The sequence below is a fragment of the Mycobacterium sp. E3251 genome, assembly GCF_001666835.1.
Taxonomy (GTDB): Bacteria; Actinomycetota; Actinomycetes; order Mycobacteriales; family Mycobacteriaceae; genus Mycobacterium.
Genome location: NZ_LZJF01000107.1, coordinates 38,581 through 53,343, shown reverse-complemented (window position 1 = coordinate 53,343; position 14,763 = coordinate 38,581). Strand labels below are relative to the sequence as shown.

Sequence of the window (14,763 nt, the reverse complement as noted above, 5' to 3'; positions counted from 1 at the left end):
GAGCCCTAATCCATTGTGGGGATGACGAATTCGGCGCCATCCTTGATGCCGGACGGCCACCTCGACGTCACCGTCTTCGTCTTGGTATAGAAGATGATGGACGAGGGCCCATGCTGGTTGAGGTCGCCGAAGCCGGAGCGCTTCCAACCGCCGAAGGTGTGGTAGGCCACCGGAACCGGGATCGGCACGTTCACGCCGACCATGCCCACCTGCACCCGGGACACGAAGTCGCGGGCGGCGTCGCCGTCGCGGGTGAAGACGGCCACGCCGTTGCCGTACTCATGTTCCGAAGGCAAACGCAGCGCCTCTTCGTAATCGTGGGCGCGCACGATGCACAGCACCGGCCCGAAGATCTCGTCGGTGTAGATCGACATGTCGGGAGTGACGTGGTCGAACAGCGTTGGGCCGATGAAGAATCCGCCCTCGAGGCTGGCGTCGTCGAATGTCAGGTCGTCGCTGGCGCGCTCGCGGCCGTCGATCACCAATTCGGCGCCGGCCTCGACGCCCTGGCCGATGTAGTCGCGCACCCGCGCCAGCGCGGCCTCGGTGACCAGCGGGCCGTAGTCGGCCTTGGGGTCCAGGCTGTGCCCGACGCGCAGGTTGTTGATCCGGTCAATGAGCCTGGCGCGCAACCGTTCCGCGGTCCGCTCGCCGACGGGCACCGCGACGCTGATCGCCATGCACCGTTCGCCGGCGCTGCCGTACCCGGCCCCGATCAGCGCGTCGACCGCCTGGTCCAGGTCGGCATCGGGCATCACGATCATGTGGTTCTTGGCGCCGCCGAAGCACTGCGACCGCTTGCCGGTGGCCGCGGCCGTCGCATAGATGTACTGGGCGATGTCGGAGCTGCCGACGAAGCCCACCGCCTGGATGTCGGGGTGGTGCAGGATGGCGTCGACGGCCTCCTTGTCGCCGTGCACGACCTGGAACACGCCGGGCGGCAGGCCGGCCTCCAAGAACAGCTCCGCCAGCCGCACCGGAACCGACGGGTCACGCTCGCTGGGCTTGAGCACGAAGGCGTTGCCGCACGCGAGGGCCGGCCCGGCCTTCCACAGCGGGATCATCGCCGGGAAGTTGAACGGGGTGATGCCGGCGACCACTCCCAGCGGCTGGCGCAGCGAGTAGACGTCGATGCCCGGGCCGGCGCCTTCGCTGTACTCGCCCTTGAGCAGGTGGGGGATGCCGATGGCGAACTCGATGACCTCGATGCCGCGCTGGACGTCCCCGCGCGCGTCGGCAACCGTCTTGCCGTGCTCGAGGGACAGTAGCTCGGCGAGCTCGTCCATGTGGTCGTTGACCAGTTCGACGAATCGCATCAGCACACGCGCGCGCCGCTGCGGATTCCACGCCGCCCAACCCTTTTGCGCCTCGACGGCCGAGGCCACCGCGGCGTCGACTTCGGCCTTGCCGGCCATCGGCACCCGCGCCTGCACCTCGCCGGTGCTGGGGTTGAAGACGTCGGCGGTGCGGGTCGATTGGCCGGCGGTGCGCTGCCCATCGATGAAGTGGGGGATTTGGGTTGTCATGGTGTCCTCGAGTTGTACGCGCGTGAGAGGCGGATACTTGGATATCCTAGTAACCGCCGACGGGCGTCGCAAGGACACCGGTTTCACGCCAGGTAGTTGCCCGCTTCCAGGTCTTCCAGGAGGCTCGGGTGGCTGGGTCGCCAACCGAACCTCCGGCGGGTCAGCGCGCTCGAGGCCGGTTGGTCCGCCTCGAAGACGGCGCCGAAGAAGCCGAAATGGTCGGCCGGGACCGGCGTCGTGGGCACGCCGAGTTCCCGCCCGATGGCCTCGGCGAGCGCGCGCATCGGATCCCCCTCATCGGCGACCGCGTGCGCGACCGTACCGGGAGTGGCCTCCTCGAGAACCAAACGAAACAGGCACGCGGCATCGAGGACATGCACGGCCGGCCACCGCTGGCCGCCGTCGCCGACATATCCGGACACCCCGGTGCGTCGAGCCGCCTCGATAAGCAGGGACGCGAACCCGCACGGCCCGCCCGCCCGGTGCACGGACCTGGGGAGGCGGACCACCGCCGACCGGACCCCCTTGGCGGCCAGGTCCAGGGCGGCCTTGGCGTTTCGGCCCCGTCCGCCGATAGGTCCATCGGTCGGCATCGGGTCCTCCTCGGTGCAGGCACGGCCGGGCACAACCGGCGTTCCCGAGGCCATGACGAATGGCTTGCCGGTCCCCTCGAGGGCGGCGCCGAACGCCTCGACGGCACCGGCCTCCTGGGTGACCGCCTTTTCGAAGTCGTCGAAGTGCAGGAAGGCGAGGTGAATTACGGCGTCGGACTCCGCGGCGCCCCTGCGCAGGCTGTTCTGGTCGTCGAGATCGCCGCGTAGCACCTCGGCTCCCATGGACTGGGCGGCCAGCGCCGACGCGTCGGAGCGCGCCAGCGCGAGGACCTCGTGGCCCGCGCCGATCAGTTCGGGCACGACGGCCGAGCCGATGCCGCCGGTGGCACCCGTGACGAAAACCCGCATGAGCGTCTCCTCTGAGTGATGGGACTGATGTCTCATCACGGTACCAGGTGATGGGATAAAGGTCTCATCGTTACCATGTCGGGATGCCCCGATGGGAACCCGATGCGCGCCTGCGGCTGGTCGAGGCCGCGCTGCATCTGTTCTCCGAACAGGGCTACGACCGAACCACCGTCGCCGAGATCGCCGATCGCGCCGGGCTGACCAAGAGCACCTTCTTCCGGTATTTCCCCGACAAGCGGGAGGTGCTGGCGGCCGGCCAGGAAACCCTGTCGCGGCTCCTGGTCGACGGCATCTCGTCGGCGCCGGCGGACGCCACCCCGCTCGCCGCCGTCGCGGCCGGGCTGGACCGCGTGGCCGGGTCGATGACGCCGTTCAATCGCGAGCTGGCGCCCCGGCTCAAAGCGGTCATCGCCACCAGCACCGAGCTGCAGGAGCGCGATGCGCTCAAACAGGTCGGTCTGGCCGCGGCCATGGCGGGTGCGTTGCGGGCGCGCGGCGTGCCGCACCGGGCGGCGACCCTGGCGGCCGAGCTGGGTGGGCTCGCTTTCAAGGAGGCGTTCGCCGAATGGGTCACGGCCGACGGCGATCAGAGCCTGGGCGAATTGGTTCGCACCGCCCTGAACGAGATCCGTGCCGCGGCGGCCGACCTCGGCTGAGCAGGCTAGCCTTCAGGCGTATGCGCACCGTCGAGGCCGATTACCTGGTGGTCGGCGCGGGCGCCATGGGCATGGCGTTCGTCGACACGCTGGTGTCCGAGACGGATGCCCGCGTGGTGTTGGTGGACCGCAATCATCAGCCGGGTGGGCACTGGACCATGGCCTACCCGTTCGTCCGGCTGCACCAGCCCTCGGCGTTCTACGGCGTCAATTCGCTGCGCCTCGGCAGCGACTCCATCGACCAAGTCGGTTGGAACCAAGGGCTTTACGAGTTGGCCACCGCCGGGGAGGTGTGCGCCTACTACGACCATGTGATGCGCCAGCGGCTACTGGCGAGCGGCCGGGTCTCCTACTTCCCGATGAGTGAGTACCGCGGTGACGGCCGCTTCACCACGCTCGCCGGCGCCGACTACACCGTCAGGGTGGCCCGCCGCGTCGTGGACGCCACCTACATGCACGTCACGGTGCCGGCCATGCGCCCGCCGCCCTACGCCGTCGCGCCCGGCATCACCTGCGTGCCGCCGAACGACCTGCCGAAACTGGGTGCGCACGAACGTTATGTGATCGTCGGCGCGGGCAAGACCGGCATCGACACCTGCCTGTGGCTGCTCGGCCAGGGCATCGCGCCGGACCGGCTGACCTGGATCGTGCCCCGCGACTCCTGGCTGCTGGATCGCGCGACGATGCAGCCGGGACCGCTGTTCGCCGACCAGATCAAAGTCGGCTTCATTGCCCAACTGCGCGCGATCAACGACGCCGCGTCGGTCGAGGATTTGTTCTGCCGGCTCGAGGACGCCGGCAGTGTGCTGCGAATCGATCCGGCGATCCGGCCGACGATGTATCGCTGCGCGACAGTCACGCGGGCCGAGCTCGAACAGCTGCGACGCATCGGCGACGTGGTGCGCATGGGTCACCTGCTGCGCGTCGACGCCGACCGGATGGTCCTCGAGGGTGGCACGGTGGCGCTCGACGGTGACGCCCTGTTTGTCGACTGCACCGCCGACGGTGCCGAAAAGCGTCCGGCAACAACCATTTTCGACGCCGGTCGGATCACGCTGCAAAGCGTGCGCGGTTGCCAGCAGATCTTCAGTGCCGCGCTGATCGCCCACGTCGAAGCCGCGTATGCCGACGACACCACCAGGAATCAGCTTTGCGTGCCGTTGCCCCATCCGGACACCGACGTCGACTGGTTGCGGTTGGCGCTGGCGGATTACAGCAATCAGCTGCGCTGGCTCGACGATCCGGACCTGACCTCCTGGCTGTCCGCGGCGCGCCTGGACCTGTTCGGCCATCTCGTCGGTCATCTGTTGCCGCCGGCGTCGGCAAAGCCCCGCGTGCGCGACCGGCTGCTGAGCATCGCCAGGTCGGTGTTCTCGGCCACCGCCACCAAACTCGACGCGCTGCTCAGTGAACAAACCTCGCTAGCCGCACCGTGATAACCGGTGTAACCCGGCTCGATATTCATCGGGTGGAGGAGGCACGTGGCGGCACAAAGCGAACCCGTCAAACGGCCGCTGCGGGCGGTGCCCGACAGCGGCTTTGACGATGGCTATCCCGACTGGGAAGCGGTGTACCAGGACAACGCGTCCTGGGTCTACCGCACGCTGTTCGCCCGGGTCGGCAACCGGGCCGACGCCGAGGATCTCACCGCCGAGGTCTTCCTCGCCGCGCTGCGGCCGCTGCGGCTCACCGCGAGCGTCGGCGAGGTGCGCGCCTACCTACGGGTCACCGCGCGAACGGTGCTGGCCGCGCATTGGCGGGAGACCCTGGGCCGGGAGATAACCTCGATCGACGACATCGAACAACCACCGGAAAGCGAGGAAGCGATCAGCACCGCGCCGCAGCGTGTCGCCAGGGTTCTGGACAACCTGCCGGACCGTTACCGGCATATCCTGGAATTGCGCTTCCTGCAAGGGCATTCGATCAAGGATTCCGCAGCGGAACTCGGGGTCAGCGTCGCCAACGCCAAGGTGCTCCAGCATCGCGCGCTGCGATTGGCGGCGCAGGTCAACGACGGGGGTGCACCATGAACGCGCGAGGGCTCCGCCGATACGTCGACGACCTGTTGCGGGGCCGGCGGCCCAGGCCGTTCGTCCCAGACGACTTCGAGGCGGCGCAGCTGCGCACGGCGATCGAATTGCGCGCGGCCGGACGCCGGGGCGAGGCCCCGCGGCAGGAATTCCTCGACGAGCTGCATGGTCGCCTCGCCGAGCAGATGTCCGACGCGCGACCGCACGCGGCGCCGCAGCGCAGCAGCACCCGCCGCCAGGTCATCGTCGGCACGTCGGCCGCGGCGGCCGCCGCGGTCACCGCGGTCTCCATCGACCGGGCCGTGATCGCCGGCCAATCCGGCGGGGTACCCGCCGCCGACAACGCGCCCCTCACGCCGAACGCCGGGACCTGGCAGCGGGTGGCGGCCAGTTCGCAGGTAACCGACGGGAACATGCATCCCTTCGACCTGGGTTCGGTCAGTGGATTCGTCCGCCGCGTCGACGGCAAGCCGCAGGCCGTCTCCGGGGTATGCACCCACCAAGGTTGCCGGCTCTGGTTTGACGCGCCCGACGACACGCTGCGCTGTCCCTGCCACTCGACGTCTTTCTCGCCCACCGGGCAGGTGCTCACCCACCAACTGCCGATCGCCCCGAAGCCGTTGCCGGCGTTGCTGGTTCGTGAGGTCGACGGTGTTATCGAGGTGTTCGCGCCCGCGCGTCCCGACCAGCCCGCCTGAGTGGTGTAACCCGCCGCCCTATTCCTGGGCATGACGCTTCGAAAACATTCGGCGGTCGCCCTGGCCGCCGCGGTCCTCCTGGCGGGCTGCTCGGCTTCGCGGCCCGCGACCGGCTCCGGCTCCGGCACCAGCATGCCGATGGGCTCGGTGACGGCGCCCGCGGCTCCGGTGAGCGGCAATCAGGTCATCATCGACGGCTTCGCGTTCGCGCCGGCCACGCTGACCGTCCCCGTGGGCACCACGGTCACCTGGACCAACCGCGACGAGGAGCCGCATACGGTGGCCGCCTCCGACGGTTCGTTCCACTCACCCGGGATGGGGACTGGGGCCACCTTCACCCACACCTTTTCCGATGCCGGAGCGTTCGACTACGTCTGCTCCATCCACCCGATGATGCGCGGGAGCGTGGTGGTGACGCGATGAACCCCAACATGAGTCGCCGCCAGCTGATGCGGCACACGGCGTGGTTCGGGGCGGCCGTGGGCTTCGCCGTGGTTGGTGGCGAGGTGATTTCGCACGTTGCGGGTGCCGAGGCCGCCGAGCGCGCGCACGCCCGGCCCACCCTGCGGTTCGCCCAGATCAGCGACAGCCACATCGGATTCGCCGGGGCGCCCAACCCGGACGTCGCCGGCACGTTCAGTCACGCGATCGAGCAGGTCAACAATCTCGGCTACACACCGGATTTCGTCGTGCACACCGGCGACCTGACGCACCTGTCCAGCCCCGAGCAGTTCGACCAGGTGAAGCAGATGATGACGGCCCTGAAGACGCCACACGTGTTCACCGTGCCCGGGGAGCACGACTCGGTCGACGATGCGGGGCAGAAGTACCGAAGCGCCTTCGGTGCCGGATCCGTCGGCGACGGCTGGTACAGCTTCGACACCGCGGGCGTGCACGTGATTGCGCTGGTCAACACGCTGAACCTGCACAAGCTCGGGCATCTGGGTGCCGACCAATTGTCGTTCGTGGAAAAGGATGTCGCGCGGCTGTCGAGCGATACCCCCATCATCGTGTTCAGCCACATCCCGTTGTTCGCGATGTACCCCAACTGGGGCTGGGGCACCGACGACGCGGCCCAGGCGCTGAGCTACCTGCGCCGGTTCTCGTCGGTCACCTGCCTCAATGGGCATGTGCACCAATTGTTTTCCAAAACGGAAGGCAACGTGACGTTCTACAGCGGGACGACGACCGCGTACCCGCTGCCGCGGCCCGGTGACGGTCCGGCGCCCAAGCCGGTCACCCTGCCCGCAGGCAAGCTCCGCGACGCGCTCGGCATTCGCGAGGTGAGTTACACCCGCGGCGAGGCCGCCCTGGCATTGAAAGAGCAGGCGCTGCAATGACTCTGCTGATTCGCATCGGCCTGGCCATGTCACTGGCGGCCAGCGCGGCCAGCCACGCCTACCTGTATATCCACGGCTACCGACACATCCCGGACATCGGCGCAGCCTTTCTGGTTCAAGCCAGCGCGTCGTTCGCCATCGCCCTGCTGATCCTCTTCGGCGGTCCGGGCTGGCTCCGCTGGGCCGGCGCGGCCGTGGCGGGTGGCTCGCTGGTGGCCTTCGGCCTATCGAGAACGGTTGGCGTGCTGGGCTTTTCGGAACAGGGCTGGCAGCCCGCGCCGCACGCAGCGATCAGCGTGGGTGCGGAGGTGCTGACGGTGCTGCTGTGGGCGGGGGGTCTGATCGTTCGGCGACCACATTGGCTGGCTGGTGGCGTTCACCGGCAGCTTCCTCTTCGGCCGCCCATTTCTTCAGAAGCCGAGACTTGAGCGACATCGAGGGCTTCTCGACCAGGAACCAGCTCAGCGCGGCGACCGGTAGCGTGACGAACGTCGCAACGATTGCGTGCACAACCGGATTCGGACGGTCAGGCCAAGAGATCACCAGCAACTGCTGAATCGGGAACGCGTAGATGTACACGCCGTAGGACAGGTCGGTACGAAGCCTCAGGCGTTTGTTTTTGAGGAGTGCACCGGAGGCGATGATGGCGTACGCGAGCGGAATTCCACCGAGCAGCCGGTAATGCGGAAGCAGGGTGCCGCCCAAGGCGACCACGACCGCGCTCAGCGCGACGAGCGACCACCGGGCGGGTATTTTGTCCCGCCACTGGTAGAGCAACGCGCCGGCCGCAAACATGACCGCGAAGCGCGAGCTCACGGCCGCGAACTGGCCCATGAACGGCTCGCCGAGCCTGATCGGCGGAGACAACGCCTCGCCGATCACGGCCAACGCCAATATGGCGGGAGAAACCCATCGGCGGTTAGCCAGCCCGGCCATGCCAAGGGCGGCCACGGCGAAATAGCAACCCAGCTCGAAGATGAGTGTCCACAGCGAACTGTTCCAGCTTCCCGGATAAGGGACCCCGCGCGGTGTCCCGCCGACGTCGGCCTTCAGCATCACCACGGCGCTGTTCATACCGACGTACTCGAGCGGTGCGCTGGACAGCAGGAGCTTGAGCGCCGCGCCGCCCTGAATCGCCAGGCCGATCGGAGCGATGACGAACGCGGTGATGACCAGGCAGACGTAGTAGCCCGGGAGGATCCGGAGGGCCCGGGCGGCAGAGTAGTCGCGGAGGTGCGGGTGGCGAAGCCAGCTCGCGGTGATGAGGAATCCCGAGATGGCAAAGAAACCATCGACTCCGCCGGCGGCGATGTATGGCGCGCCGGCCCATAGGTGACCGGTGAGGATAAAGGAGTGCCCGACGATGACCGAGGTCGCCAGCGCCAGGCGCCATGCGTTGAGCGCGTTAGCGCGCGGATCGAACGCTTGCCCGAGGGTCATAGGCCTCCGCCCATATCGCCCCCGAAGCCGTCCGCGGCATAGTATGACAAGCCGCCGGGGGTGTTGGGAATTTTGGCTTATTTGACCCGCTTGTGAACCGGGCCTAGCCGGTACCCGGGGCCTGGGGAGCGGTCCGGTCGGCGACGAGCTCCTCGGGTTGTTCGCCGCCCGGCCCTGCGGGCGCGGGTGCGCCCCACTTCTGCTTGAGTCGCCGTTTCAGGGACATCGAGGGCTTTTCGATGACGAACCAGCTAAGGGCGGCCACGGGCAGGGTGCTGACCGCGCTGACGACGAAGAACACGACCGGATGCAGAGTCGCGAGCCCGCAGACGGCCAGTATCTTCTGAGTGGGGTACGCGTAGATGTACACCCCGTAGGAGATGTCGGTGCGCAACTGCAGCCGCTTGTGCTGCAGCAGTGCGCCCGACACGATGACCACGTACGCCAGGGGAAGGGCCGCGACCACGCGGTAATCGGGCAGGAACCCAGCCGCAACAACGATGGCCGCGCACACCGCGACCAGCGACCAGCGGGCGGGAATCACGTCCCGCCACTGATACATAACCGCCCCGGCGGCGAACATGATGGCCGAACGCGCGGCGAGCTGGGGGATGGTCCAGACACCGGGGAAAGTCAGCGGGGGAAACACCAACGCCGCACACACGGCCACCACCAGCAGAACCGGAGAAACCCACCGGCGGTTGGCCAGCCCGACGACGCCGATGAAGGCAACGGCGAGGTAGCACAGCAATTCCCAGACGAGGGACCACAGCGATGCGTTCCAGGTGGGCCCACCGGGCGCCTGACTCAATGTGCCGGCGATGTTCGGTTGGAGGTAGGCCACCGCGCTGTTTTTCAAGACGTATTCGATCGGTGCGATGGAGCGCAGCAGCTTGAGAGCCGACCCGCCCTCGATCAGCACACTGATGGGCGCGAACACGAACGCCGTCACCACCAGGCAGATGTAAAAGCCAGGCAGGATGCGCAGGGCTCGCGCGGTGAGGTAGTCACGCACGCGCGGGTCGGTGAGCCAACTCCTGGTGATGAGGAATCCCGAGATCGCGAAGAAGCCGTCGACCCCCACGGAAAAGAAGAGCTGATTGATCGCCGCGGGCGGCGTGCGGCCGGTGATGGGCCAGGAGTGGAAGAGCATCACCTCGGCCGCGAGCACCAACCGCAGCGCGTTCAGAGCATTACTGCGCGGATCGAATACCTGCCCGAGCTTCATCCGCCTCCGACCGTCGTCCCCCATCGAACTGTCCGCGCCATCGTATCGGCCGCACGCCGACGGCGTGGTCGGATGGGGATTGTCGACTAGGTCGTGCCCGGACGTTCCGGGGGAAGCGGGGATCCCGGGACCTCCTGGGCGGGCGGCACCATCACCGTTTGATCTTGAGTCGCATCTTGATCTTGGTCTTGGGGTGCGGACGATTTCTTTCCGAACCGCCGTTTGAGGCGCCGCGCCGGCTTCTCGACCAGGAACCAGCTCGCCGCGGCCAACGGCACCGTGGCGGCGGCGGTAACACCGGTCAACAGCAGCGGATTAAGGCTGATGAGCCCGCAGACGAGCAGCAGCTGCTGGGTCGGGTACGCGTAGATGTACATGCCGTACGACAGGTCGGTACGCAGTTTCAGGTGCTTGTTGCGGATCAGGGCGCCCGATACGACCACGGCGTAAGCCAGGGGCAAGGCGCCGACCACCCGGTAGTCCGGCAGGAAACCCGCGGCTACGACGATGGCCGCGCTCAGCGCGACGAGTGACCAGCGGGCGGGGATCACATCTCGCCACTGATAAAGGAACGCGCCGGCCGCGAACATGATGGCGGTGCGGCACGCCAAGAAGAACAGGGCGGTGCGGACGTCGCCCTCGTGTTGGGTCATGACATCGGGGAACTTCAGCCCCGGCAGCATCATCGCGCCGCCCGTCGCCAGCAGCAAGAATGCGAGAGACACCCACCGGTGGGTGGCGAGTCCGACCACGCCGATGATGGCAACGATGAGGTAGCACATCACTTCCCAGATGAGGGACCACAGGGAAGCGTTCCAGACGCCCGCGCTGGGAACCCCGGTCGGAGTACCGCCGATATCGAACTTGACCAGCGCCACGGCGCTGTTCTTCAACACGAAGTCCAGCGGCGCGCCCGAGGTGATGAGCTTGCCCGCCGAGCCGCCTTGAATCGCCACGCTGATGGGGGCGATGACGAAGGCGGTCACCAGCAGGCAGACGTAGAACCCGGGCAGGATGCGCAGCGCGCGGGCGGCGAGGTATTCACGGAGGCGGGGATTGCCGAGCCAACTCGCGGTGATGAGGAATCCGGAGATCGCGAAGAACCCGTCCACCCCGACGCAAAGTAGAAGCTGGAGGACGGCCCGGGCGGACGGGAGGTGGCCCCTGATCGGGAAGGTGTGCCAGAAGATCACCTCGCCCGCCAGCGCCAGCCGCCAGGCATTCAGGGCGTTATTGCGCGGATCGAAGGCCTGCGCGAGTTTCATCCGCCTCCCCCGTGTCCGTACAGGGCCTAATCGGCGTATCGTATCGCGACCAAGCGCCAGAATGGGCCGGTTCACGGTACCTAAGGTATCGCGCAATGGCAAATATGCGGTTGGTCAATATCCGCGCACCAAGCTCGGTCAATTGGTGAATACAATTTGGCGCGCGAAGAGTGGCCAAGTGCCTTGTGGGATAACGACCGTCGCGGTCGGTGAAACAACGCGACCCCGCGGTTATGCGTTGCGCATCCCGTCGATAAACCTCTGCGTCTCCTCCCAGCTGGGCAAAAGCCCTGCGGCTCGCACCTCTTCGAAGCTGGGGGCCGCGGCGTCGCGGTCGGACAGGCTGGGGGCGGCACCGTTCACCAGCGGCCAGTCGACCCCGATCGCCGGATCGGTCGCGCAGATGGTGTGCTCGCGCTGCGGGTTGTATTCGGCCGAGCAGAGATACATCACGGTCGAATCGTCCTGCAAGGCAAGGAAGCCGTGCCCCAGGCCTTCGGAAAGGTAAATCGTCCTGCGGTCCTTGTCGTCGAGCAGCACCGAATCCCACTGCCCGAATGTCGGTGAGCCCTCCCGGATATCCACCACGACGTCGAACACCGAGCCGCGTACGCAGGTCACATATTTGGCCTGGCTCGGCGGCAGCTGGGCGAAGTGCAAGCCGCGCAGCACGCCGGCCGCCGAGACCGAACAGTTCGCTTGGCGGACATCCAAGCGGTGGCCGGCGAATTCGGTGAACCCGTGGTCGGTGAGCCATTCGAAGAACAGTCCGCGGGAATCGCCGTGAATGGTGGGGGTGATCTCCCAGGCGCCGGGGATTGCGAGCTCGCGAACCTTCATCTACTGACCACGCTCTTCGTAACGGGCTTCCGCGGCGTCCTTCAAAGGGCGCCACCATGATTCGTTGGCACGATACCAGTCGATGGTGGCGCTCAACCCCTCTTCGAAATCGGTGTGCTTTGGCGCCCAACATAATTCGTCGTACAACAGCGAAGGGTCGATGGCGTAGCGCAGATCGTGACCGACGCGGTCGGTCACGTGGTCGAAGTCATCTTGTTCGCGCCCCATCATCTTCAGCAGCGTGCGCAGCACACTCAGATTGTCGCGCTCGCCCTCGGAACTGATCAGGTACGTGCGGCCGATCTCGCCCTTTTCCAGGATCCGCCGCACGGCGCTGTTGTGGTCGTCGACGTGGATCCAGTCGCGGACGTTGGCGCCGCTGCCGTACAGCTTGCACCGCCGGCCGGTGAGCACGTTGGTGATCTGGCGCGGGATGAACTTCTCGACGTGCTGATACGGCCCGTAATTGTTGGAGCAGTTCGAGATCGTCGCGCGCACGCCGTACGACCGCACCCAGGCTCGCACCAGCATGTCGGCGCCTGCCTTGGTGGCCGAGTACGGACTCGACGGGTTGTACGGCGTCGACTCGGTGAATCGGTTGGGGTCGTCGAGCTCGAGGTCGCCGTAGACCTCGTCGGTCGAAATGTGGTGCAGCCGCACGCCGTGGCGCCGCACCGCTTCCAGGATGGTGAACGTACCGACGACATTGGTGTGCAGGAACGGGCCCGGGTCGTCCAGCGCGTTGTCCACGTGGCTCTCCGCGGCGAAGTGCACCACCGCGTCGGACTCGGCGACCAGCCGCGAGACCAGCTCGGTGTCGCAGATGTCGCCCACCACCAGCCGGATGGAGTCCTCGACGTCGGCCAGCGACTCCCGCCGGCCGGCGTAGGTCAAGGCGTCGAGCACCGTCACGGAATCTTCGGGGTGCTCCCGGACCGTGCTGTGCACGAAATTCGCGCCGATGAAGCCAGCGCCGCCGGTGACCAGTAACCGCATGCTCAAACCCTAACCGAGCGAGTCGGTCAGCTTGTGCCAGTCAGCCCCAGCGGCCCGGCCAATTCGCTCAGTGCCGAGACGAGCGCGTCGTCGTCCCCGGCGTCCAGCACCTGGACGGCGACGTGATCGGCCCCGGCGTCGCAGTGTTCGCGGAGCCGGTGCGCGATGGCTTCCGGCGTGCCGTAGGCGACCACCGCGTCGATCAGCCGGTGGCTGCCCGGCTTGCGCACGTCGGCTTCGGTGAACCCGAGCCGCAGCCAGTTGTTCACGTAGTTGCTCAGGTCCAGGTAGAAGTTCGCGTACCTGCGGCCGATCTCGCGGGCCTTTTCCGCGTCGGTGGTGAGTACCACCTTGTGTTCCGGCGCCAGGAACACGGAGTTGCCCACCAGTTCGCGTGCTTTGGCCGTGTGTTCCGGCGTGGTCAGGTACGGATGGGTGCCGGCGCTGCGCTGCGCCGCCAGCCGCAATACGCGCGGCCCGAGCGCCGCGAGCACCCGGCGACTGGTGGGCACCACCGCCGCGTCGAGCTCGTCGAGGTAGGAGACCAGCGCGTCGTACGGCTTGACGTACTCCTGGGTGTGCTCGGGGTGTCCCACCCCGACACCCAGCAAAAACCTTCCGGGATGGGCGTTTTCGATGCGCTTGAAGGACTCGGCGACCGCCGGGGCCGGTTCGGTCCAGATGTTGACGATCCCGGTGGCCAGTTGCAGCGACGTCGTCTGCTCCAGGGCCGGTTCCACCCACGACAGCTCGGCATCCGGTGAACCGCCGATCCAGACGGCGCCGTAACCCAGCGACTCGATCCGCGCCGCCAGTTCGGGGGTGATGGACCGCGACCCCAGCCATACGCCGAACCGGCCCAGGTCGGGTTTGAGTGCTACTGGCTCGGTCATCTACGTCCCCCTCGTGCGTCGTCTGCTAGCTCAGTCCGAGCGGCCCGGCCAATTCGGCCAGAGCCGGAACCAGGTTTTCATCCCTCGTCAGGACCTGCACGGGCACGTGGTCGGCGCCCGCATCGAGGTGCTCCTTCAGCCGCGCCGCGATCGCATCGGGCGTGCCGTAGGCCACCACCGCGTCGACCAGGCGGTCGCTGCCAGGCTTGGTGACCTCCTCGTCGGTGAAACCGAGCCGCTTCCAGCTGTTGCGGTAGTTGGCGAGCTGGAAATAGATGTCGAGCGCCCTGCGGCCCACCGCACGGGCCTTCTCGGGGTCGGTGGTCAGCACCGCCTTGTGCTCGGGAGCCAGGAATGCCGACGGGCCGATCAACTCGCGCGCCTGAGCGGTGTGCTCGGGCGTGGTGAGGTACGGGTGCGCGCCGGCGGCGCGCTCCGCCGACAGCTTGAGGACGCGCGGGCCCAGGGCGGCCACCACCCGTCGGTTGGCGGGCACCCCGTAGTCGTCCAGTTGCTGCAGGTATTCGACGAGCGCGTCGTAAGGCTTGCGGTACTCGGTGTGCGCCTCGGGATGGCCGACGCCGATGCCGAGCAGGAAGCGGCCGGGGTAGGCCTTGTCGATGCGGTGGAACGACTCCGCCACCGGCTTGGCCGCGGCCGTCCAGATGTTGACGATGCCGGTGGCCACCTGCAGGGTGGTCGTCGCTTCGAGGATGGGTTCCACCCAGGCCAGCTCGGCCGGTGGTGAACCGCCCACCCACACGGCCCCGTATCCGAGGGATTCGATGTCTTTGGCTTGCTGTGGCGTCACGCCGCGTCCGAACGATCCGAACCGGCCGAGATTGGGCTTGCTCGCTGCATCGGTCATGGTTGTTCCCAACCGGGGGCG

Annotated in this window: 15 protein-coding genes and 1 pseudogene; 7 read left to right on the top strand and 9 right to left on the bottom strand. The window is 67.4% G+C overall.

The genetic code is table 11. The features are described 5' to 3' along the window. Positions 1 to 5: 5 nt before the first annotated feature. Together A5697_RS13370 and A5697_RS13365 are read right to left on the bottom strand one after the other, a co-directional pair. A complete protein-coding gene (locus tag A5697_RS13370; RefSeq protein ID WP_068010887.1) occupies positions 6 to 1,526 on the bottom strand; it encodes a CoA-acylating methylmalonate-semialdehyde dehydrogenase in 1,521 nt (506 codons plus the stop codon). Positions 1,527 to 1,609: 83 nt separating this feature from the next. Next, positions 1,610 to 2,488: an SDR family oxidoreductase gene (locus A5697_RS13365; protein ID WP_068010885.1), complete on the bottom strand. Its 879-nt coding sequence runs from the start codon at positions 2,486 to 2,488 to the stop codon at positions 1,610 to 1,612. Between the two features lie 83 nt (positions 2,489 to 2,571). On the opposite strand from A5697_RS13365, the gene A5697_RS13360 reads away from it, so the two are divergent. The 7 genes and pseudogenes from A5697_RS13360 to A5697_RS28765 form a co-directional block, all read left to right on the top strand. Next, positions 2,572 to 3,144: a TetR/AcrR family transcriptional regulator gene (locus A5697_RS13360; RefSeq protein WP_068010883.1), complete on the top strand. Its 573-nt coding sequence runs from the start codon at positions 2,572 to 2,574 to the stop codon at positions 3,142 to 3,144. A 20-nt stretch (positions 3,145 to 3,164) separates the two neighbouring features. After that, the gene (locus tag A5697_RS13355) at positions 3,165 to 4,580 is read left to right on the top strand and encodes an NAD(P)-binding protein (protein ID WP_068010881.1); all 1,416 of its coding nucleotides are present in this window, start codon (positions 3,165 to 3,167) and stop codon (positions 4,578 to 4,580) included. Positions 4,581 to 4,625: 45 nt separating this feature from the next. After that, complete coding sequence (locus A5697_RS13350) at positions 4,626 to 5,174, top strand: RNA polymerase sigma factor (protein WP_067950683.1); 549 nt, start codon at positions 4,626 to 4,628, stop codon at positions 5,172 to 5,174. Continuing rightward, positions 5,171 to 5,872 (top strand): Rieske (2Fe-2S) protein, encoded by a 702-nt coding sequence (locus tag A5697_RS13345; protein ID WP_068010879.1) that lies wholly within the window; start codon positions 5,171 to 5,173, stop codon positions 5,870 to 5,872. The genes A5697_RS13350 and A5697_RS13345 overlap by 4 nt, the downstream gene beginning before the upstream one ends. Before the next feature lie 30 nt (positions 5,873 to 5,902). Then, complete coding sequence (locus A5697_RS13340; protein WP_068010877.1) at positions 5,903 to 6,295, top strand: cupredoxin family copper-binding protein; 393 nt, start codon at positions 5,903 to 5,905, stop codon at positions 6,293 to 6,295. Then, on the top strand, positions 6,292 to 7,212 hold the full coding sequence (locus A5697_RS13335; RefSeq protein ID WP_068010875.1) for a metallophosphoesterase: 921 nt from the start codon (positions 6,292 to 6,294) through the stop codon (positions 7,210 to 7,212). Before A5697_RS13340 ends, A5697_RS13335 begins: the two co-directional genes overlap by 4 nt. Further along, a pseudogene (locus A5697_RS28765) lies at positions 7,209 to 7,568 on the top strand (hypothetical protein); the annotation flags it as partial. The gene A5697_RS13335 and the pseudogene A5697_RS28765, both read left to right, overlap by 4 nt. Here A5697_RS28765 and A5697_RS13330 read toward each other — a convergent pair. The 7 genes from A5697_RS13330 to A5697_RS13300 all read right to left on the bottom strand — a co-directional run bounded on the left by A5697_RS13330 (position 7,504) and on the right by A5697_RS13300 (position 14,742). Next, entirely contained in the window at positions 7,504 to 8,652 is a 1,149-nt protein-coding gene (locus A5697_RS13330; protein WP_068010873.1) for an acyltransferase, read from the bottom strand. The pseudogene A5697_RS28765 and the gene A5697_RS13330 overlap by 65 nt on opposite strands. 103 nt (positions 8,653 to 8,755) lie before the next feature. After that, positions 8,756 to 9,880, bottom strand: a complete 1,125-nt coding sequence (locus A5697_RS13325) for an acyltransferase (protein ID WP_067950691.1) — start codon at positions 9,878 to 9,880, stop codon at positions 8,756 to 8,758. Positions 9,881 to 9,966: 86 nt separating this feature from the next. Further along, complete coding sequence (locus A5697_RS13320) at positions 9,967 to 11,145, bottom strand: acyltransferase (RefSeq protein ID WP_068010871.1); 1,179 nt, start codon at positions 11,143 to 11,145, stop codon at positions 9,967 to 9,969. Between the two features lie 231 nt (positions 11,146 to 11,376). Beyond that, positions 11,377 to 11,985, bottom strand: coding sequence for a dTDP-4-dehydrorhamnose 3,5-epimerase (gene rfbC / locus A5697_RS13315; protein ID WP_067950695.1), 609 nt, complete (start codon positions 11,983 to 11,985; stop codon positions 11,377 to 11,379). After that, positions 11,986 to 12,981 (bottom strand): dTDP-glucose 4,6-dehydratase, encoded by a 996-nt coding sequence (gene rfbB, locus A5697_RS13310; protein ID WP_067950697.1) that lies wholly within the window; start codon positions 12,979 to 12,981, stop codon positions 11,986 to 11,988. It lies immediately after the preceding gene. 26 nt (positions 12,982 to 13,007) lie between these two features. Continuing rightward, positions 13,008 to 13,874, bottom strand: coding sequence for an LLM class F420-dependent oxidoreductase (locus tag A5697_RS13305; RefSeq protein WP_068010869.1), 867 nt, complete (start codon positions 13,872 to 13,874; stop codon positions 13,008 to 13,010). 25 nt (positions 13,875 to 13,899) lie between these two features. Continuing rightward, positions 13,900 to 14,742, bottom strand: a complete 843-nt coding sequence (locus A5697_RS13300; protein ID WP_068010866.1) for an LLM class F420-dependent oxidoreductase — start codon at positions 14,740 to 14,742, stop codon at positions 13,900 to 13,902. Positions 14,743 to 14,763 lie beyond the last annotated feature (21 nt).

What these genes read in the sequence shown, in the direction of transcription:
- A5697_RS13320 (WP_068010871.1), bottom strand. Translation starts at nt 11,145, where the DNA reads ATGAAACTCGCGCAGGCCTTCGATCCGCGCAATAACGCCCTGAATGCC.
- A5697_RS13355 (WP_068010881.1), top strand. Translation starts at nt 3,165, where the DNA reads ATGCGCACCGTCGAGGCCGATTACCTGGTGGTCGGCGCGGGCGCCATG.
- A5697_RS13305 (WP_068010869.1), bottom strand. Translation starts at nt 13,874, where the DNA reads ATGACCGAGCCAGTAGCACTCAAACCCGACCTGGGCCGGTTCGGCGTA.
- A5697_RS13325 (WP_067950691.1), bottom strand. Translation starts at nt 9,880, where the DNA reads ATGAAGCTCGGGCAGGTATTCGATCCGCGCAGTAATGCTCTGAACGCG.
- A5697_RS13300 (WP_068010866.1), bottom strand. Translation starts at nt 14,742, where the DNA reads ATGACCGATGCAGCGAGCAAGCCCAATCTCGGCCGGTTCGGATCGTTC.
- A5697_RS13365 (WP_068010885.1), bottom strand. Translation starts at nt 2,488, where the DNA reads ATGCGGGTTTTCGTCACGGGTGCCACCGGCGGCATCGGCTCGGCCGTC.
- rfbB (WP_067950697.1), bottom strand. Translation starts at nt 12,981, where the DNA reads ATGCGGTTACTGGTCACCGGCGGCGCTGGCTTCATCGGCGCGAATTTC.
- rfbC (WP_067950695.1), bottom strand. Translation starts at nt 11,985, where the DNA reads ATGAAGGTTCGCGAGCTCGCAATCCCCGGCGCCTGGGAGATCACCCCC.
- A5697_RS13345 (WP_068010879.1), top strand. Translation starts at nt 5,171, where the DNA reads ATGAACGCGCGAGGGCTCCGCCGATACGTCGACGACCTGTTGCGGGGC.
- A5697_RS13370 (WP_068010887.1), bottom strand. Translation starts at nt 1,526, where the DNA reads ATGACAACCCAAATCCCCCACTTCATCGATGGGCAGCGCACCGCCGGC.
- A5697_RS13340 (WP_068010877.1), top strand. Translation starts at nt 5,903, where the DNA reads ATGACGCTTCGAAAACATTCGGCGGTCGCCCTGGCCGCCGCGGTCCTC.
- A5697_RS13360 (WP_068010883.1), top strand. Translation starts at nt 2,572, where the DNA reads ATGCCCCGATGGGAACCCGATGCGCGCCTGCGGCTGGTCGAGGCCGCG.
- A5697_RS13335 (WP_068010875.1), top strand. Translation starts at nt 6,292, where the DNA reads ATGAACCCCAACATGAGTCGCCGCCAGCTGATGCGGCACACGGCGTGG.
- A5697_RS13330 (WP_068010873.1), bottom strand. Translation starts at nt 8,652, where the DNA reads ATGACCCTCGGGCAAGCGTTCGATCCGCGCGCTAACGCGCTCAACGCA.